This window comes from Gluconobacter sp. DsW_058 (assembly GCF_002153615.1).
GTDB lineage: Bacteria > Pseudomonadota > Alphaproteobacteria > Acetobacterales > Acetobacteraceae > Gluconobacter > Gluconobacter cerinus.
Window position 1 is genome coordinate 1 of sequence record NZ_JOPH01000043.1, and the last position, 19,567, is coordinate 19,567.

Annotated in this window: 17 protein-coding genes; 11 read left to right on the forward strand and 6 right to left on the reverse strand. The window is 55.4% G+C overall.

The features are described 5' to 3' along the window. Positions 1–68: 68 nt before the first annotated feature. From hydA to HK24_RS09445, 6 genes are read right to left on the reverse strand one after another with little or no spacing between them, the layout of a single operon-like run. Positions 69–1,463 (reverse strand): dihydropyrimidinase, encoded by a 1,395-nt coding sequence (gene hydA, locus HK24_RS09420; RefSeq protein WP_233126207.1) that lies wholly within the window; start codon positions 1,461–1,463, stop codon positions 69–71. 33 nt (positions 1,464–1,496) lie between these two features. Beyond that, on the reverse strand, positions 1,497–2,150 hold the full coding sequence (locus HK24_RS09425) for a GntR family transcriptional regulator (RefSeq protein WP_233126208.1): 654 nt from the start codon (positions 2,148–2,150) through the stop codon (positions 1,497–1,499). Then, a complete protein-coding gene (locus HK24_RS09430) occupies positions 2,150–3,091 on the reverse strand; it encodes a dihydrodipicolinate synthase family protein (protein ID WP_086634265.1) in 942 nt (313 codons plus the stop codon). Before HK24_RS09430 ends, HK24_RS09425 begins: the two co-directional genes overlap by 1 nt. Next, the gene (locus HK24_RS09435; protein WP_086634266.1) at positions 3,088–4,242 is read right to left on the reverse strand and encodes an FAD-binding oxidoreductase; all 1,155 of its coding nucleotides are present in this window, start codon (positions 4,240–4,242) and stop codon (positions 3,088–3,090) included. Before HK24_RS09435 ends, HK24_RS09430 begins: the two co-directional genes overlap by 4 nt. Further along, a complete protein-coding gene (locus HK24_RS09440; protein ID WP_086634267.1) occupies positions 4,239–5,660 on the reverse strand; it encodes an NAD(P)/FAD-dependent oxidoreductase in 1,422 nt (473 codons plus the stop codon). The genes HK24_RS09435 and HK24_RS09440 overlap by 4 nt, the downstream gene beginning before the upstream one ends. Further along, positions 5,647–5,910, reverse strand: a complete 264-nt coding sequence (locus tag HK24_RS09445) for a 2Fe-2S iron-sulfur cluster-binding protein (protein WP_086634268.1) — start codon at positions 5,908–5,910, stop codon at positions 5,647–5,649. The genes HK24_RS09440 and HK24_RS09445 overlap by 14 nt, the downstream gene beginning before the upstream one ends. Positions 5,911–6,035: 125 nt before the next feature. On the opposite strand from HK24_RS09445, the gene HK24_RS09450 reads away from it, so the two are divergent. From HK24_RS09450 to HK24_RS09500, 11 genes are all read left to right on the forward strand, one after another. Continuing rightward, positions 6,036–6,836 (forward strand): transporter substrate-binding domain-containing protein, encoded by an 801-nt coding sequence (locus tag HK24_RS09450; protein WP_086634269.1) that lies wholly within the window; start codon positions 6,036–6,038, stop codon positions 6,834–6,836. Further along, positions 6,833–7,492, forward strand: coding sequence for an amino acid ABC transporter permease (locus HK24_RS09455; protein WP_086634270.1), 660 nt, complete (start codon positions 6,833–6,835; stop codon positions 7,490–7,492). Before HK24_RS09450 ends, HK24_RS09455 begins: the two co-directional genes overlap by 4 nt. After that, positions 7,489–8,142, forward strand: coding sequence for an amino acid ABC transporter permease (locus HK24_RS09460; RefSeq protein ID WP_086634271.1), 654 nt, complete (start codon positions 7,489–7,491; stop codon positions 8,140–8,142). Before HK24_RS09455 ends, HK24_RS09460 begins: the two co-directional genes overlap by 4 nt. Further along, the gene (locus HK24_RS09465) at positions 8,129–8,917 is read left to right on the forward strand and encodes an amino acid ABC transporter ATP-binding protein (RefSeq protein WP_086634272.1); all 789 of its coding nucleotides are present in this window, start codon (positions 8,129–8,131) and stop codon (positions 8,915–8,917) included. The genes HK24_RS09460 and HK24_RS09465 overlap by 14 nt, the downstream gene beginning before the upstream one ends. Positions 8,918–8,943: 26 nt before the next feature. Continuing rightward, on the forward strand, positions 8,944–9,834 hold the full coding sequence (locus HK24_RS09470; protein ID WP_086634273.1) for a dihydrodipicolinate synthase family protein: 891 nt from the start codon (positions 8,944–8,946) through the stop codon (positions 9,832–9,834). A gap of 70 nt (positions 9,835–9,904) precedes the next feature. After that, the gene (locus HK24_RS09475) at positions 9,905–10,687 is read left to right on the forward strand and encodes a transporter substrate-binding domain-containing protein (protein WP_233126209.1); all 783 of its coding nucleotides are present in this window, start codon (positions 9,905–9,907) and stop codon (positions 10,685–10,687) included. Positions 10,688–10,717: 30 nt separating this feature from the next. Then, positions 10,718–11,449 (forward strand): amino acid ABC transporter permease, encoded by a 732-nt coding sequence (locus HK24_RS09480; protein ID WP_086634275.1) that lies wholly within the window; start codon positions 10,718–10,720, stop codon positions 11,447–11,449. Next, positions 11,449–14,337 carry an FAD-dependent oxidoreductase gene (locus HK24_RS09485; RefSeq protein ID WP_086634276.1) on the forward strand — a complete coding sequence of 963 codons (2,889 nt, stop codon included), beginning with the start codon at positions 11,449–11,451 and terminating at the stop codon, positions 14,335–14,337. The genes HK24_RS09480 and HK24_RS09485 overlap by 1 nt, the downstream gene beginning before the upstream one ends. Then, a complete protein-coding gene (locus HK24_RS09490) occupies positions 14,334–15,062 on the forward strand; it encodes an amino acid ABC transporter ATP-binding protein (protein ID WP_086634277.1) in 729 nt (242 codons plus the stop codon). The genes HK24_RS09485 and HK24_RS09490 overlap by 4 nt, the downstream gene beginning before the upstream one ends. Before the next feature lie 108 nt (positions 15,063–15,170). After that, positions 15,171–16,442: an ArgE/DapE family deacylase gene (locus tag HK24_RS09495; protein ID WP_086634278.1), complete on the forward strand. Its 1,272-nt coding sequence runs from the start codon at positions 15,171–15,173 to the stop codon at positions 16,440–16,442. 113 nt (positions 16,443–16,555) lie between these two features. Further along, on the forward strand, positions 16,556–19,129 hold the full coding sequence (locus HK24_RS09500) for a TonB-dependent siderophore receptor (protein WP_233126210.1): 2,574 nt from the start codon (positions 16,556–16,558) through the stop codon (positions 19,127–19,129). The last annotated feature ends 438 nt before the right edge of the window (positions 19,130–19,567 follow it).

The window sequence follows — 19,567 nt, forward strand, 5'->3', positions numbered from 1 at the left end:
CTATTCATCTCGTTCTGAATCATGGCTATCCATAGATTCAGAACCCTCAGAAAAACGCAACTGTAGTGCTAATCAATTCGCTCCTGAGCTTTGTAAAATTTTCCAGTTCCAGGGGATGCGAGGAGGTTACCCTTATCCATAGCGAGCGTACCCCGGAGGAACACTTTCACCGGCCACCCTCGAACTGTACGGCCCTCGTAAGGGGTGTAGTCAATGTTGCTTTGAAAAAAGCAATTGGTGATTGTCACTACTTGGTCAGGATCCCATAAAACCAGATCAGCATCAGCGCCGGGGGCGATTGTACCTTTTTCTGGGTAAAGTCCGTAACGCTTGGCTGGCGTGGTAGCCGTCACACGCACAAAATCGGTAAGGGCTAATTGGCCGTTGTTGATAGCGGCGTCGTAAAAGACAGGAAGACGTGTCCCAAGTCCTGGCATGCCATTGGGGATAAGGGAAAAATCAGCGTCACGGCCACGGCGACCTTTCCCAACATCCCCGTCAAAGGTGTAGCCGCAATGATCTGACGAGATAATGCTGATGACGCCATTGCGCAGATATTGCCACATGCCGTCCTGCTGGGCCTGGGTGCGAAGAGGAGGACTGCAGATATATTTTGTGCCTTCGAACCCGTCGGATTTCAGGACGTCTTCAGTCAGCGTCAGGTAATGCGGGCAGGTTTCAGCGACGACTTTTATGCCGCGTGATTGGGCACGACTGATTTCTTCGGCGACTTCAGGACAGGAGACATGAAAGATCTGGATCTCCTGATCTACAAGTTCACTCATGGTGATGGCGCGATAAGTGGCTTCACGTTCAACGCTTGGCGGCCGCGATGTCGCGTGGCCATAAGGTTCTATTCGGCCTTCCTCAAGATGACGAAGGATGAGGTGACGGATGGCGTCATAATTCTCACAGTGAACAGAGACGATGATGTTACTTTTCTTGGCGGCTTCCAGAACCTGAAGGAACTGCCCGTCCGAAAGGTGAAAATCGTCATAAGTCATGAAGACCTTCAAACCAGCAGCACCGCGTTCGGCTATGATAGGAATTTCTTCCATGATCGTTTTGTCATCGGTGCGGGTGATAATCTGGTGGATGGCGAAGTCTATACGGGAATTGGCACCACGGGCACGATAGTCCTCGAACTGTTCGACCAGCCCTTTTTCGGGGATGTGGGACGCAAAGCATACGACGGTTGTGGTACCACCAAGAAGGGCAGTACCCGTTGCAGAAACAAAGTCGTCTTCGTGGATGGTGCCGTCAGTCTCGACCTGCTCGATATGGCAGTGGCCGTCGATGCCGCCTGGCATGACAAGCAGGCCGGTTGCATCGACGGTTTCGCGGCCAGCAAGATTAAAACCGATTTCGACAATTTTTGAGCCGTTGATTCCGATATCGGCAATGTACGTGTCAGTGGCGGTAACGATCTTACCGTTCCGGATCACAAGGTCAAAAGTCATCATAGCGATTTTTCCTGATTATAGAGAGAGGCAGATTCAGCCGCCTCGGAGAATATCCATGCAATCGGCTGCGACATTCCGCAGATGCGTGACCATTGCGGCGCGAGCAGCATCGCGATCCCCTGCGAGTAGAGCGTCGACAATAGCCAGATGTTCAGTTGTGGAAGAGGGAACGCGACCCAGGGGGTAGGTTACTTCACACAGGCGAGTGAGGGTGCGGAGTTCATCAATGGTGCGCAGAAGTACGCCATTTCCAGAAACTCTGGGGAACATGCGGTGCAGCCGGTCGTCGAGCTGCCATTGAGCTGCTGTCTGATCAGGGGTTTTTCCGAGTTCTACAATGTCACGGCGTAACTCTGCGAGGACGGCTCGGTCGAGCCTTTCGAAAGACAGGGCGATGGCTTCGCTTTCAAGAATTTCCCTAATGTGAACGGCCTGAAAAAATTCAGTAGCGGAGACGTTGCGAACCGCAAAAGAGCGCGATCCTTGTTTTACGAGAAGATCTTCGGCCGCGAGACGCATCAGTGCTTCGCGCACAGGGGTACGGGAGATATCGAGATGGTCCGCAAGTCGCCCCTCCACAACGGACATTCCGCTGGGCAGCTTCTTCTCAAGGATCATACGTTTGATCTGTGTGTAAGCCAGTTCAGCGAGATTTTGTTCGCGTTCGGCTACCATATAATCGCTCATTAGGGTCCTTCCACTGTCATGGCAGTTTCCAATGCGGCTGACAGTTCCTGCCATTCTTCAGGAGCGATGATATCAGAAGCCTTGCGGGTTCGGCAGGAGGGCCATTTATCTTGCATAACCAGACAGGCTTTCAGCCGCAGTGTGGCGCGGCCTCCGGGCTGGCGTCCGTAGATCAGATTGGCAAGAGGTTGAACGGCCTCGTGGATCTTGCGTGCCAGAGGGAAATCATTTTCCTCAACGGCACGAAAAAGCTGGCTCATGGCACTGGGAAGGATCCCTGCGAGGCTGACAAGGCTGCCTGTTGTGCCAATGGCGAAGCACGCAAGGAGGTGCTCGTCTCCTGAAGCCATGACTTCCACGTGGGGGGCAACGCGTGCAGCTAGCCTGCGGTGACGGTCATAGGCGTTGGTCTCCCAGCTTCCTTCTTTGACGGCAACAACCTTCGGTAGGCGAAGAAGTGCTTCAAGGATGGGGATGGAGTAGGCCATGCCTCCACTTCCAATCGATGACTGGTAAAGCATGATGGGTACATCGACTGCATTACAGATGGCAGTGTGATGAGCAATAATGGCCTCTGCGTCCTGCGAGACGGCCCAGGAGAACGGTGGAAACACCAAGAGGGCATCTGCGCCAGCGGCTACGGCGTCACGGGCGTGGTCACAGGCTTCATTCAGGTCTTCCGAAAGGACTCCTGAAACGATGATGCGGTTCGCGCCAATGGTCTCCGCAGCCAGTTTCACTACCCGGCGTTTTTCTGCGCGTGTCAGAAGATGATTTTCGCCAGCATGTCCGTTGCACAGAATGCCTACGATGCCCTCACGGCCCGTACAATCTGTGAGATGCTCGCAGAAAAGAGTTTCGTCCAGCGTTCCGTCGGCCTGAAAGGGCACCAGTGTAGCAGCGTAAACGCCCCGGAAAGGTGCGGGAGAAACGGGAATCATGGCTGGGATCCGGTGGCTGGAGAGGAGGAGAAACGATATGGGTCAAAAGCAGTCAGGTCAGGATCTGCGCCGAGAATGCGCTCCGCCAGCAGGCGGCCCATATAAGGACCGCTGGTGAAGCCAGAATGGACGCAGCCCACAACGAACGCGTTATCATCACGTGTGAGGGGGCCAATCAGAGGCATGGCGTCCGGTGTTTCGGATTCCAGGCCAAGCCAGACCCGGAGGATCTGCGCAGTGTTCAGCTGTGGAACGACATGCTGGGCAAGACGAACATTCCCCTGAAGGTTTTCAGGAATGACGCGAGTGCCACCGTCACGAATATTACCTTCACCCTGCCAGCCGCCCCCGATGAGCACGCTGCCGTTGGCAAACTGCTTGAGAGAGAGCAGTCCGTTGGCAATGCTGAGGACACTGTTCATAACGGGAGAAAGCGTTTCCGTAACAACGAGCTGGTTGATGAGGCAGCGGATCGGAATGTCATGGCCGAACCAGCCCAGCATCTTTTCCAGCCATGCTCCAGTGCTCAGGACGACACGATGTGCGTGGACAGTTTGGCTCCGATTGGCCAGTCGAATTTCATAACCCTGACCACCTGATGAAGTGATGGTTTCAACTGCAGCGTTTTCGATGAGCGTGACGCCTGTCTGTTTCAGTGCATGGGCATAAGCTCCTCCCACGCGATAGGTCGGGATATGACCGTCCAGCGCGCAATAGGCAGCAGCACGCAAACAGGGATTGATACCCGGCTCGATGCCAACGGCACGATCAGGCGATACGATTTCGATCGGAGCTCCCATCTCTTGCCGGACGCGAGCGCGTTGGATCAGGAGATCTTCTTCAGCTTCCGTAAACGCCATCGACAGGCCAGGCGTTGCAAGGGCGCCAACATCTTCGCCGAGCCATTCCGCGCTATTTAGCCACATTTCCCGGCCACGAATGGCGTGGGGAATGAGCTGAGCACGGGTCATGTGCAGGGTCAGTGTCCCGGCGTTGACGCCCGAAGCGGCGCGGAACATGTCTTGCCTGTCAACCATGGCAACGTTCAGGCCGGCACGCGCCAGGAACAGGGCGGTCGTCGCTCCCATGACGCCTGCGCCAACAATGACGGCGTCATACATTGCTGGTTTTTCATGCAGCGCGACGGTCATAGAGGAGCAGCCTTTGGCAAGGGAATGTCGGAATAATCGAAGGTGCCGGTCACGGAGGTCAGGGGGAGGGGGAAGAACGGCATGCGCGCAGTGAAACTCCCTGCGTCCTCAGGCGTGCTTTTGCAGGTGGCAGTAACGAGGTTTCGTGCACTGTCTTCACACATGCGCCCCTGACACGGCCCCATACCGCAGCGTGTCCAAGCCTTGAGCTGGTTCAGGTCCTTGGCACCGGAATGGATGGCCGATCGCAGGGTTGCTGCGGTTACGCGTTCGCATCGGCAAACAATGGTGTCGTCATGCACGCTTGCGGCAAGTTCTCGGCCAGCGTTCATCAACGGAAGCATCCGGCGAGAGACGGCATCAAGGCGGCGAAGGTGGCGACGGGGAGTTCTGGTCAGACTTTTATATGTGGCTGACGAAATCAGACCGCGATCCTGAGCCAGGGCATGGGCGGTGACGAGTCCGCGCAGGCGGGCGACAGCCATGCCGCGGATTCCTGCGGCGTCGCCTGTAACGTACAGATCGGGACGGCTTGTACGTCCGGCAACATCCGTGACGGGTTCAAGATACCCCCCAAGCGCGTCGTGATGGTGCTGAACGCCAGTTGATCGCGTAATCAGCGTCGAGGGTTTGAGGCCATAGCCGCAGGCCGCGGTCTCGGCGGCATAGAGATGGCGGCGCTGGGGATGATCCATTTCACTGACCGTCAGAAGCAGGCCGCTTTCGGTTTCCTGCGCAGACGACAGAAAGGATCGGTGATGAATTGGAATTCCGGCTTTGCGTAATTGCCGCATCCAAGAGAGTGCCTGAGCCATGCGAGAGGGGTCGAGTGCGAGCATGGCGCCCAGACGAAACCAGTCGGTGCGACTGCCGGCATCTACGATAGCGGCAACCTTGCCACCGAGCTCCAGAACCTGATGGGCTACAGAAAACAGCAGTGGCCCCGAACCGGCGACCAGGACTGTCTGACCCGGCAGCGTTCCACCATTGCGCATCAGGATGCTGGCCCCTGCAAGGCCTGTGATGCGAGGGGTCGTCCATCCCGGAAATGGAAAAAAGCGCTCTGTCGCACCGTTGGCGACCACAACTGTCGAAGGTGGAAGCTGGCTCATGCCGTCAGAACCGATAAGGTCCAGCGTCAGGCTGGGTGACAGACCCCAGACCCTTGTTCCAAGGCGCACTGTAACGTCAGAAGCTGCCAGCTTTCCACGAAGGGTATCGCCACCGCTGAATTCGTGATTCGGTGGTACGGTTTGGCGGGCATAAGGTGAGGGAGCTCTGAAGATCTGCCCCCCCGCCTCGGATTGTTCGTCGATAAGCGTGACGGGCAGTCCGAGGCGGGAAAGCGCAATGGCCGCTGTACTGCCAGCGATGCCTCCACCGATGACGGTGACGGGGGAGAAGTCAGGACTGGGCATAGGGCGTGATCGTCATGTTCGAGAAAACAGGAGCCTTGCAGGCGTAAGCAACTGTGCCGTTGATCCGGATGCGACATTCCTGACAGCTTCCCATGAAGCAGAAAGCACCACGGGAACTGTTGTCGATTCCTGACTGCCCGAGTTCAAGAATGCCTGCGCGGCGGAGGGCTGCGGCCACAGGTTCTCCTTCAAAACCTTCAATCGTTTGAGTCAGGTAAAGGAAGGTCACAGGAGAGGGTCCATTGCTCATTCGGATCGGTCCGGAGAAGAAATTTCTTCCAAAGGGTTTTCTATCGTATACATAAAGTATATTCGAATTAGATCAGTGATCTGGTAACCGCAACCCTAAAGTCGCAGAGCATCGGAGAAACCTTTTTGAAAGCGATCCGGACCAGTCTGTTTTTAGGTTTCTGCGCTGCCTGCAGTGTTCTTCTGCCCGGCAATGCTGATGCAAGAGGGAGTGCAGTTATTCGCGATAGCGGACATATCAATATCGGTGTGGAACCGGGGCTTCCGCCGCTGGGGGAGTACGATGCCCGCAACGAACTCGCTGGTTACGACATAGATATCGGGCGGGCTATTGCGGCCGGGCTGGGTGTTGAACCGCGTTTTGTCACGCTGTCATCGAGTGGACGCATCCCTTATCTGCTGGCAGGCAAAGTTGATATTGTGCTTGGCGGCCTGACGCGAACGCCGGAGAGGGCTGAGGTCATCGCATTTTCGCGCCCTCTCTATTCCGAGCAATTTGCGATCATTTCCCCGTTTGAACGAAAAATTATGTCTTTCGGAGATCTGACTTCCGGCGCACATCAGCTCGTGGAGGTGCGGGGCTCGACGGCTGTGGCCTATCTGCGCGAACACGCTCCAAAGGCATCAATGCTGCTGTTAGACAGTTATGTCGATGCAATCCGTGCTCTCGCGCAAGGGCGGGGAGACGCAATGGTCGACGTGATCGAATATGTCGGTCATTACCTGCCTACCCAGCCCCAGGTGCAGTGGAGAGTCATTCGGGGGTTCGCTCCGCCGGTAGGAGACGACTGCATAGGTCTTTCTCCTCAGGATGTGACATTGCGTTCAGATGTCGATCATCTGCTGGAAAAGATGGAAGCAAATGGCCGGCTTGAGGCCATCCATCGTAAATGGTTCGATCCTGGCACAGATCAGAGGGCGCCATGAACCGATTGGATTTTCATCCCGTCCTGGTTCGCTTGCCTTATTTGCTGGGGGGTGTCTGGATCACAATCCTGATCGCGGCGCTGGCCTTTGGGCTGGGGCTGTCTCTCGCAGTATTGCTCGTCGTAGTTCGTTTCGAAAATAGAGGTGTTTGGCGGCGGATGAGCCGTGGATACAGCACGGCGCTGACCAATGCGCCTCAGCTTTCCCAGATCTTTGCTGTTTTCTATTGCCTGCCTTTGATGGGCGTAATGGTTTCGCCTGTCATGTCCGTTGTTATAGGGATGACTCTGAATGCTGGGGCTTATCTGGCGGATATCCTAGGGGCCGGCATGTCGAGGGTTCCGTCTGTTTATCATGAGGTTGCGCTTACGCTTGGGCTGAACCGGCGGCAGACTTACCTTCGGGTTATCCTGCCGCATGTCGGCCGCACGATGTTCCCGGCGTTGGCCAATCATTTTCAGATCATGATCCTGGGTAGTGCGATGGCATCAATCTTCGGGGTCGAAGATCTTACGGGCCGCGCCTACGACATTGGATCGACCACATTCCGAATTCTTGAGGTCATGCTTGTAACAGGAGCGCTCTATGCCGTGCTCTCCTTTGCTCTGGCTGGGATCTTCATGCTGTGCCGCCGTGGATTGGAGCGCATGGTATGATTGCGTTCTCACATTATGACACTAGCCTTTTGCTTCAGGCCTTGCTGCGGACGATCATCCTGTCTGTCGGTGGGGGTCTGATGGGCGTTGCCGGTGCTGTGATTCTGACGGCGCTCCGTCTTTCGGGCGGCAAGGTGTTACTGCCGCTACGACTATTGGCCGTTGCGTATGTCCAGATCATTCGCCGTATCCCGTTCATCGTAACCCTTTATATCGTATTTTTCTGTACTGGTATGGCCGGTGTGGATGTATCGGCAACAGTTGTGGCGATTGGTTCGATCGGGCTCATTGCGGCAGCGTATCTGAGCGAAATACTGCACGGTGGGATCCTTACAGTCCCGGTTGAGCAGGTTGAAGCTGCACTGACCCTGGACCTGCCACTCTGGGCGCGGTGGCGATATGTCATCGTGCCTCAAGCAACGTCGGCCGTCCTGCCGCCGGCCATTGGATATCTGGTACTGTTTATCAAGGACACCGCGCTGGCGTCTCAGATTGGCGTTGTGGAACTTAGCCAGGCCGGGGTGATCCTTTCCGGGCGAGGGCTTCCTTCAGTGCAGGTCTTCTGTGCCGTGCTCATGCTCTATTTCACGATTTCCTATCCGCTGACCTGTCTAAGCCGTCTTCTGGAGAAGCGCATTGCCGTACATTGATGTTCGGGACGTCTGCGTCCGACATGGAAAGACTGAGACGCTTCGCGACGTCGGGTTTACGGCGGAACGCGGAGAGATCGTCAGTTTCATCGGACCTTCGGGATCGGGAAAGACTACGTTGTTGCGAACGCTCATCGGACTACAGTCCGTAGAATGCGGACGTATGACCGTGGATGGGCGTCTGGTGAATATGTCGAAGCTCGGATCTGCAAAAATCCTTCGGGCTCAGGCCGCGATCGTATTCCAACAGTTTGGCCTGTTCGGTCATATGTCGGTGTTGCGAAATCTCACCCTTGCGCCCACCGTCGTGGCAAAGCGGACGCATCGTGAGGCTGAGCATGAGGCTCACGAGCTTTTGGAAAAGCTCGGTCTGGCGGACAAGGCGAATGTGCTTCCTGACGATCTGTCTGGTGGGCAGAAACAGCGCGTTGCCATTGCTCGGGCTCTTATGCTTCGGCCTGCACTTCTGCTTCTGGATGAGCCGACTTCTGCGCTGGATCCGCGGAAGGTTCAGGAGGTCAGCATTCTCCTGCGTGATCTTGCACGTGACGGCATGACGATCATTCAGGTGTCTCATGCGATGGGTGTCGTCGCCTCCCTGTCGGACAGGATTGTTCTTCTGGAGGCGGGTCATGTCCGGGCGCTCGGACATGGTCGGGGGCAGGCCTCGCAGACCCCTGATATTGCGGCATTCATGAACACTCACAGCGATGACCCGGAAAGCGGAGCATCCGCCGGTGGCTCGCCTCAGGGCTTCCGGGAGCCGCAGTTCTGATGTCTCCCTCAATAAAGGAAAAATCGATGAAGTTCCGCGGAACCTATACCGTGATGATCACGCCCTATGATAGCGAGGGACGTGTTGATGTTCCAGGTCTGCGACGGTTCACTGACTGGCAGATTGCCCAGGGAATTGCCGGTCTTATCCCTTTGGGTTCGACTGGAGAATTTCTGTCACTGACTGATGACGAGCGGACGCTTGTGGCTCAGACGGTGATCGATCAGGCCGCTGGTCGCGTTCCGGTATTTATCGGCACTGGAGCAGAAAATACCTATGACGTGATTCGTTACAGCCAGGAGGCCGAGCGGCTGGGTGCGGACGGTGTCATGATCATTCCCCCGTTCTATTCCACCCCGACCGATGATGAACTGTTCGTTCATTATCGGCGTATTTCGGATGCGATCGGGCTGCCGATCATGCTCTACAACAATCCGGCGACGGCAAATGTGGATCTGAAACCGGAACTGGTGGCGCGGCTCTCGCATATCGACAACTGCTGTCTGATAAAGGAATCCACGATGGATGTGACCCGTGTGCGGGATATCATCCGACTGTGTGGTGATCGTCTGTCGGTTTTCGGTGGCATCATGGGCTTTGAGAGCTTCCTGGAAGGGGCGATCGGCTGGGTAGCCGTGGCATCTAATGTCGCCCCCAAAGTCATGAGCGATATCTTCAATCTCTGCGACGGATATCATGACATTGGTAAGGCCAGAGAGATGTATTTCCGCCATGTGCCGCTGATCCAGTTCGTTGGGGGACAGGGTTATGTGGCGGGAACAAAGGCTCTCCTGAAGCATATGGGACTGGATATTGGCGGCCCACGTGCCCCCCGCTTGCCTCTGCCAGAGGCAGATGATGCACGTGCGCTTCAGATCGTGAAGGATCTGGACCTCCGGTTTGAAGAAAGTGTCTGAGAACAGGTTATCCCGGCGGGTATGGAACACAGGGCAGCTTTGCGTAGCCTTGTATTCCATGACGTTGGCGATGACTGCGCATGCAGCATCGTGCCGTGCGACCACCGGTCTGATTTCGCAGGGACAATTGGTTATGGCAACCAATCCGACGCTACCGCCCCTGCAATATGTGACGGTCGACGGCAGCATCACCGGAATGCGGATGCAGTTGGGTAACGAACTGGCCCGTAGGCTTTGTCTCCGGCCCGTTGTGCTGTCCACGTCTTTTGCACAATTGACGCTGGGGCTGCTGGAAAAGCGCTGGGACATCATCAACACGGGCATGTTTTATACACCTCAGCGAGCAAAGCTGATGCACATGATCCCCTACGAAATTCAGGCGATCAGTGTTTCGCTCAATGAAGAGGCAGCACTGCATCTCAGCCGAATCGAAGATCTCTCGGGAATGTCGGTCGGGGTGGAAATGGGTGGCATTGAAGAGCGTCATGCCCGTGAAGCTGATGACGCTTTGCGGGCGGCCGGGCGACCAGGCCTTGAAATCAAGACGTTTCAGAACGTCGGCATTGCATTTGCAGGTCTGCGAGCAAGACAGGTCACCGCAGTTCTCTCCATTGATGCTGTAGCGAGGCGCAACGCGGAGCAGGGAGGTGTAAAGCCCGTTCTGACGGGGCTGTATCCAACGCCCGTTGCGCTGGCGCTACGTGATCCGGATCTGGCGCGCGAAGTGGCTGCGGTACTGGAAGATATGCGGGAAGACGGAACACTGGAGCATCTCATGGCGCCTTACGGTGTCATGCCATTTCCGGGGCATATTACAGTCTCCGGAATGCCCGATCCTGCCAAAGAACGCTGACTTAACAACACGCTAAAACGGGGCATCCATATGCAAATCTGGAGCTGGCACGGCTTTTTTACTTATCTTGGAAGCCCGTATATCTTTCGTGGTGCATTGCTCACGCTGGGTATGACAGCCGTATCAATGGTGCTGGGCTTTTTCCTGGGATTGCTGATCGCGGTCATGAAGCGTTCACCGCAGCCCTTGTTTTCATGGCCCGCGCGATTTTACGTGTGGTTTTTCCGGGGCACGCCGCTTCTGGTACAGCTTGTGGTAATTTATGCTGGCTTGCCGAAGCTGGATATTCGCCTGAGCGTGATGGCGTGTTCAATTATCGGGCTGACACTCAACGAAGCGGCCTATCTGGCGGAGATCATCCGCGCGGGCCTTAATGCCGTTCCTGTAGGGCAGATTGCTGCGGCGCGTGCTCTTGGGCTGAGCGAGCGACAGATCGCCTGGCGCATTGCTTTTCCGCAGGCGTTTCGCCTTATCATTCCGCCGCTTGGAAACTCTGTAAATGGTCTTCTCAAGACCACGAGTGTGACGTCCGTCATTTCCATGGAAGAACTGATGCAACGAAGCCAAATTCTGGTTCAGGATCAGTTTATGGTGTTGGAACTGTTCTCGGTAGCAGCACTGTATTACCTGCTGATGACGACAGCCTGGGATTTTTTCCAACGGCGGATCGAACATTTTGCAGAGCGTCCTTATCGTCGTCAGCAGCGCGTGACCCCTGAAGCGGTTATGGAACTGCCGATCAGTTCGCAGGATGCCCGCTGATGTCGAAGCAGCAGAGTTTCACGTTCGAGGGCGATACGGTTTGTGCGAAGCGTGGGCAGACCCTGACCGCGGCCTTGCTTGCAGCTGGGAAGCTTGTCCATCGAACTGCACCTGATGGCTCGGACCGGGGGCCTTTCTGTGGAATCGGCGCGTGTCAGGAGTGTCTTCTGGATGTGGACGGTCAAATGTCGGTCCGGGGCTGCATGACGCCTGTTCGCGATGGAATGACTGTCCGACGTAACGCGCGTGTTCCGGATGCTGCAACGGCGCATGTGCTGGTTGATGAACATTCTGATGCTGGAGAGGTCCCTTTAGCTGAACATTCCTGTGATGTTCTGGTGATTGGAGCAGGGCCAGCCGGCTTGGCTGCAACCATGGAACTGGCGAGGGGTGGACTGGACGTTTTGCTACTTGATGAGCGCCACCTCCTGGGTGGGCAGTATTTCAAGCAGAATGCCATTCATCCCCGCGCGCAGGATGCTCAGGGACAGCGGGGCTCGGCACTTATTGAGGCCGTCCGTCAGAGTGGCGCACGGGTATGGCCTGACACGCTTGTGTGGAGTGCATATCGCGAAGACGGAAAGCTCATCATTGGGGGGCTGAGGAGCAGTGAAGCCTTCTATGTTCGGCCGAAGCAGATTGTCATTGCAACGGGTGGGCAGGAAACACCCAGGCCACGCCCAGGATGGACTCTTCCGGGTGTCCTGACGACGGGGGCAGCGCAGACGCTGCTCCGGGCTTATGAAACATTGCCTTCTGGTCCAATCCTGATTGCAGGAAATGGCCCGCTCAATCTTCAGCTCGCTGCGGAGTTGGTGAAGAAAGGTGCGAACGTTGCGGCTGTCGTGGAGGGCGCTCCTGAGCCTATGCAACGGCCGATACTGGCGGGGCGTCTGTCTGTGGCGTCGCCCCGATTGGCCATAACTGGGATGCAGCATCTGCTGACTTTACGCCGGGCGGGGGTTCCTCTCCTCTGGGGGAGTGTGGTGACGCGTATTGAAGGTGATGAGCGGGTAGAGCGGGCCTGTGTACGCCATGAAAACGCCAAGGAACATTGGTTAAATGTAGAGACGGTCTGTCTCGGGGATGGGTTCGTGCCAGCGGGAGAATTACCGAGGCTTCTTGGTTGTCGCCAGCAGGTCCGGGACTGGCCTGTTGTTCACCCGGAAACGGGCCGAACACCCGATGGTAGGACTGATCAGCCGGATGTCTCAATCATTGGAGAAACAGGACGTTTTGGAGGGGCGTTTCTCGCGCAGGCTCAAGGAAAGCTTTGTGCGGTCAGACTTCTCGCGGTTGCAGGGCGCGACAATTCTCCGGGATTGAAGCGTAGCCGTCGTCTTTATTCCCGGCACGAGCAGTTTCAGTCCTTACTCTGGAAGCTCTACAAGCCCGCAGTCATGCTCCCGGCGCCTGATGACCAGACCATTCTCTGCCGCTGCGAGTGCGTGACGGCAGCAACAGTCCGTGCGCGAATATCAGAAGATAACATCCAGGACATCGCCTCTCTCAAGCGAGCGACACGAGCGGGAATGGGGCGCTGTCAGGGACGGTTTTGTCAGGCTTCCCTGACGATAATGCTTCCGATGCCCGCACATGAACATGATTTTCCCGCGCCACAAATTCCCTTGCGTCCAGTGCCAGTAGCCGCACTCGCGCGCCAGAAACCTGAATGGCGTGGGCACCGGCGTGTGGCCATTTCCTCGGCTCTGGGTATCCATTCAAAGACGCCAGACACTCCCTGCGATGCTGTGGATGTTGTGGTCGTCGGCGCCGGGATCGTCGGGCTTTTTGCAGCCTTGTTTCTTGCCGAAGCTGGAAAGACAGTCGTCGTTCTGGAACGGGGACGTGCCGGTGCACTGGCGTCAGGTGGAAATGCGGGAAGTCTCCATGCCCAGTTAATGGCATTTGATTCGAGTGCCGATAATGACGGGCCGTCCATGCCCGCACGAACGCTGGCCTTGCAGCGAGAGTCTATCCGGATGTGGGAGGAGCTCCGAACCCAGCTCGGCAGGGACTTGGAAATCAAGGTCTGCGGGGGACTTGTAGTTGCGGAAACAGACGCTGACATGGCGCGACTACGCGGCAAAGTAGCCATCGAACAGTCTCTGGGTGTGGATGCGCGGATCGTGGATGCAGACGAACTGCAACGGCTCGAACCCAACCTTCGAAACGGATTTCTTGGTGGCGCATATTGTTCCGAGGAGGGAAAGATCAATCCGATGGTCGCGACACAAGCTGTCTTGGCCCGGGCGCGTCAGGCAGGTGTGCACATCGAAGAACTAACACCACTGTCCACAATCGAACGTACGGGGGAGCGGTTCAAAGTTCATGCAGGTGAGCGGACGTGGTCGGCAGGCGCGATCGTGAATGCCGCGGGAGCCTACGCTGGAGAAGTTGCAGGGCTTGTCGGACGGCAGCTACCCGTATTCGGAGCACCGTTGCAGATGATCGTTACAGAACCTGTTGCGCCCCTGGTGAACTCACTTCTCGCGCATGCAAGCCGTCATCTTACGCTCAAACAGGCTGCAAATGGCTCCCTCCTGATCGGCGGCGGATGGAGTGCAGGGCTGGATCCTGTGCACGGTCATCCGCGTCCGCTGAGAGAAAATCTGGAAGGTAACCTGTGGGTTGCGCAGCGCCTGATACCTGCACTGGGCGCGGTGAATGTTGTCCGTAGCTGGGCAGCCATGAATATTGATGTGGATGGCGCGCCAATTTTAGGTGAAAGCCCTGATGTTCCGGGGTTTTTTACGGCGGTGACAGCCAATGGTGTGACGCTTGCACCCGCAATGGGCCGGCACATTGCGGACATGCTTATGGGACGCTGCGAGCGGCCTGATCTGAAGATTTTTTCCCCAAACCGCTTTTATGGAGAGCCATCATGATCACACTAGAGAATGTGACGAAGTCTTATGGTTCTTTTCAGGTCCTTAGAGGTTGCTCGGCAAAAATTAAAAAAGGAGAGGTGATTGTCGTCTGTGGCCCTTCAGGGTCAGGAAAGTCCACACTTATCAAATGTATCAATGCTCTCGAGACATTTGAGAGCGGGCAAATTTATGTGGATGGCACCGCTGTGCGGTCTGCGAGCACAGATCATTCGATGCTGCGGGCAAAAGCCGGGATGGTGTTCCAGAGTTTCGAACTGTTTTCCCATCTGACCATTCTACAGAACATCATGCTTGCCCCGCGTATTGTTCAGAAAAGGGAGACGACCGAAATCCAGGCTCTGGCGGAAACGCTTCTACGTCGGGTGGGGCTGGAACGACACGCGAACAAGTATCCCATCGCGCTTTCTGGAGGCCAGCAGCAGCGTGCCGCTATTGCGCGTGCTTTGGCGATGCGACCTGATGTGATGTTGTTTGATGAACCCACTTCCGCGCTGGATCCAGAGATGGTTCAGGAAGTACTTCAGGTCATGACGGAACTGGCCCGTGAAGGAATGACCATGATGTGTGTGACGCACGAAATGGGATTCGCACGGCAGGTTGCAACGCGGATCCTGTTCGTGGACGCGGGGGAAATCGTGGACGATTGTCCTGCGACTGACTTTTTTGCAGGACGTTGCTCAGAGCGAGCGCAGGCATTCCTCAGATACGAAGCCGCCTCGTAGTAATTAAAAAAAATCAGATAGCCGTAACATTCCGCTTCAAGATCGAATTCATTTGGTATACAAAAAGAATATGAACTGAGGGCATATTGAATGCTTAGTGGGGGCGGTATGTCGGAAAACGATTCCTGTTACGAAGAGACGGCCACCGACTGTCTTGGCAGCGTCATCGATCGTGACTTTGACCATGCGCAGGTGCCCTTCCTGCAAAAGCTGGTAGGTGTGCCTTCCGATAATCCTCCTGGAGACTGCGCTCCACATGCCGTTTTTTCAGCAGGGTTACTGGAAGAACTGGGCTTTAAAGTTGAGCGACATACCGTTCCGCAGGATTTCGTAGAGCGGCACGGTATGAAGAGCGCTACCAATCTGATCATTCGGGAACGCTTTGGAGATGGATCAGGGCCGGTGGTCGCGCTTAACGCGCATGGGGATGTCGTGCCACCTGGGGAAGGTTGGATCCATGATCCTTACGCAGGAGTGATTGAAGATGGACGGCTCTATGGACGTGGCGCCGCAGTTTCAAAATCAGATTTTGCAACATATGCCTTTGCTCTTCGTGCTTTGAAAGAAGTCTGTGCCGATGTTTCGGGCACAATTGAACTTCATCTGACGTATGACGAGGAGATCGGGGGTCATGTGGGGCCTGGCTGGCTTTTGGCAGAAGGATTGAGCAAGCCGGATTATGTAGTGAGCGCTGGTTTTACGTATGACGTGATGATCGCGCATAACGGCAGCCTTCAGCTGGATGTCGCTTTTATGGGGCGTGCCGCCCATTCTGCGTGGCCTGAAACCGGTGCCGATGCGATCGAAGCGGCCTGCCGCGTCATGTCTGCGCTGTACGCATATCGAGATAAGCTCTCCGGGCATCACAGTTCTATTGAGGGTATTGACGCTCCCACGCTGGTGATCGGGACGATCGAAGGCGGTGTTGCGGCAAATGTGGTTCCAGCGCAGGCGAGATTACGTTTGGAACGCCGCATATTGCCTGATGAGCAGGCGGATAACGTGGAAGCAGAACTGCGTCGCGTCATCACGCGGGCCGGCAGTGAAGTCGCTGGTGTGGAGTGCACTGTGTCGCAACATCTTCTGGCGTTACCGCTGGTTCCAAACGAGGAGCAAGCTCCATTGATCCACGCATTGCAGGATGCTGCAGAGGCTGTGTTTGGAGAACGCATCAATGAAAAGGGAATGCCGCTTTTCACTGATGCGCGGATCTACAGCAATGCAGGTTGTCCCACCGTTCTGTATGGCGCTGGTCCTCGACGGCTGCAGGATGCGAATGGTCACAGAGCCAATGAGCATGTGGTTTTGGAAGACATGCGGCATGCAACAAAAGTGGTTGCAGGCGCCCTGGTACGGCTTTTGAGCCCCCCGGTTGCATGACTTCCCAGAGTTTTTGAATACCTGGTGTGCCACGAGGTTCTGATGCCTCTGATTCACCGTCTCAGAAAAAAAACGACTGATATCCCTGCGCGGGCAGGGCAATGGAGCCGATCATGAATATCAGGAAAATTGCGCTTTACTCCACGTTTCTCTCCGTCAGTTTCGGTACCAGCTCTGTCATGGCTGCTACGATAACGGCGCCGGTGAATCAGATGAAAACGCCCGTGCACAAGTCGCAGGCAAAGGCGGCAGTCCGCACGACTGTTCAAAAAAACTCCCTCAGTGTTCGGCAGGTGAAATCAGTCACGGGTGGAGAAGAGGGGCTGATTGTCACGGGGACGCATGCAACAAACCGGCATGCACGTCAGAGTACGAGCCCGATTACGGTTCTCTCAAGTGCAACGCTGCGTCGTTCTGGCCAGATGAATCTCGCCGATGCTTTGGCGAAGACCTATCCGTCTATCAACATGAGCACGATGGGTAACGATGCAGGTGCACTGACGTCCTTTATCCGGATGCGGGGCCTCAATCCAAACCAGGTCCTTGTTCTGCTGGACGGTAAACGGCGTCACACCACAGCAAATATTAATGCCGATGCCGGTCCGAATTTCGGTGCTACGCCCGTCGATCTGAACATGATCCCGGCGAATATGATCGATCATATCGAAGTTCTGGAAGATGGTGCGGCGGCGATGTATGGTTCCGACGCCATTGCTGGTGTTGTGAATATTATCACCAAGAAGCAGGATCATGGTCTGAGCATGAGTGCTCAGAGCGGTGCGAATGCTTATAATGGTGATGGATGGCAATATCAGCTTAACGCTGACGGCGGACTTAAGCTCGGCCGGGATGGCTATATGCACATTTCCGGTCAAGTGTATCACACGGACCATTTTGTGACGAACACGGTGGACAACCGACTGGCAGGTTATGTGCCTGCGGGTGCTGCAAATGAGCTGTACACGGGGTCAGTCAAGGTTCCCAAAAATTCCAATAAGATCATGAGCACACCTGAGGAAACACGTGAAAACCTTGGGGTCGATTTTGGCAAAAAACTGACTGACAATGTCGATTTCTATGGCCAGGTCACATATGCGCATCGTCACGCAGAAGCCTATGAAAACTACCGTGTTCCGTCGGGTAGTAGCGCCAGTAATCCGGAACTGTTTCCATCTGGCTATTCCCCCCTCGAAACGATCGATGAAAACGACTATGCGGCGACCCTCGGTGTGAAAGGACGTCACTTCTTTGGGTTTGACTGGGATCTGAGTAGCACCTGGGGTGAGGATCTCGACAAGATCTCTAACCAGAACACGACCAACCCGAACATGTACGCTGTAACGGGCTACAGCCCAACCACGGTTCGGACATCTAATTTCCGCCTTGCACAGTGGACTAATAACCTCGATTTCCGTCGCAACTTCAAGATCGCCAATATTGTACCAATGACGCTTGCTTTTGGCGGTGAGCACCGGCTTGAGCAGTATACCATTCTAGCAGGAGAGCCAGCATCGTATGAGTATGGCGGAACATCAGCTCTGGCAGGTCTGACGCCGCAAGATGCAGGAAAGTGGGACCGTGACGTCTGGGCCGGATATCTTGACGGTGACTTCCACCCACTCAAGAACTGGGATCTGGATTTTGCGGGCCGCTTTGAACACTATACGGACGTAGGAAATACCGAAAACGGCAAGATCTCAACGCGGTATGACATTACGCGTCGCATTGGTCTGCGTGCGACAATCAGCAATGGGTTCCGTGCACCGACAATGGCGGAGCAGCATTACAGCGCAATTAATGTGGGTCCAACATCTGTTCTGGGATTGCTTCCTGTCTCTTCTTCCGAAGCCAGAGCCACAGGCGCCTCTCCGTTGAAGCCGGAACGTTCCACAAGTGCGACTGGCGGTATCGTGCTGGAACCAATTGACGGGTTCCACATCGAAACAGATGTCTACCAGATCAATATCCGCGATCGTGTCGTTCAGGGTGGTAACGTGACGGGTGCTCCGGCCATTGCAGCGCTTGAGGGTATGGGCGTCTCCCTCCCAGCCCTGACGCAGCTCTCTGAGAACGCGGTGCAAACTTATTACTTTACCAATGGGGCCAGTACACGAACCCAGGGGCTGGATATCAAAGCGGATTACATGTTTCGCATGCACCGTTATGGTAATCTTACGCTTTCCATGGCCCTGGATCTGAACCGCACGCGTCTGACACATAATGGTATGTCTTCAACCGGCTCACCGCTTCTGAATGCGCAAAATATTGCGTATCTGACCACCGCTTATCCACGCAGCAAGATTATTCTGAATGCATTTTGGACGATCGGGAAGTGGGATATCAATGTCCGGCAGACGCGTTATGGCGAAACAACCGACATGATGACTTACCAAGACTGGACTCCGACGGCAGCAATCTGTCCGACTGACGGCAAACAGCTCTCACAGTCCAGCACCTGCTTTGCACAATTTAAAAATACGCCGCGCTGGTTGACGGATCTTGAGATTGGCTACCGTGTAAATTCGCGCTGGCACGTCGCAGTAGGTGCAAATAATGTGTTCAATATTCGGCCTCGTAAGCTTCCCGGTGAGCTAAATCAGCTCGGTGGAAATCCGTATGATACGTTCTCTTCACAGGTGCCGATGACCGGCGGATATTACTACGGTCGTGTAAACTTTACGCTCTAAAATCAGACGCCCGGATACTGACGAGTGGGTCGATAAGCGGCCGTTTCTTCGGTGATCATAAATTGTTCAAGGCTCTATAATTCAGGTCTGAGCGTCAGAACATGTTGACTGTGAGGCAAGGCAGCTAACCGACGCAAAGATTGTTGGATACCTGCCGTCTAACAAGGCGACCTATCGGCAGGATACAGACAACGTTGTCAAACTGATTGCGTCGTTTGTATTAACTCTTGTCGTATCTGATAGGCGCTCTTGGGTTTCTCGTTCTGGAATACTGGTTTTTATCCCTGTGTGCCCACTGGGGTGTCCTTGTGGCCGTCGCCCTCATAGCTTTCCGTAGGCATTGGCTTTTCGGTAATGGCGCGCTTCTGTTGGCTAGAGGTGGACCCCATTTTTTGGACAGGTGTCTAAGCTATAATCCGACCTGAAAGAGGACGGGTT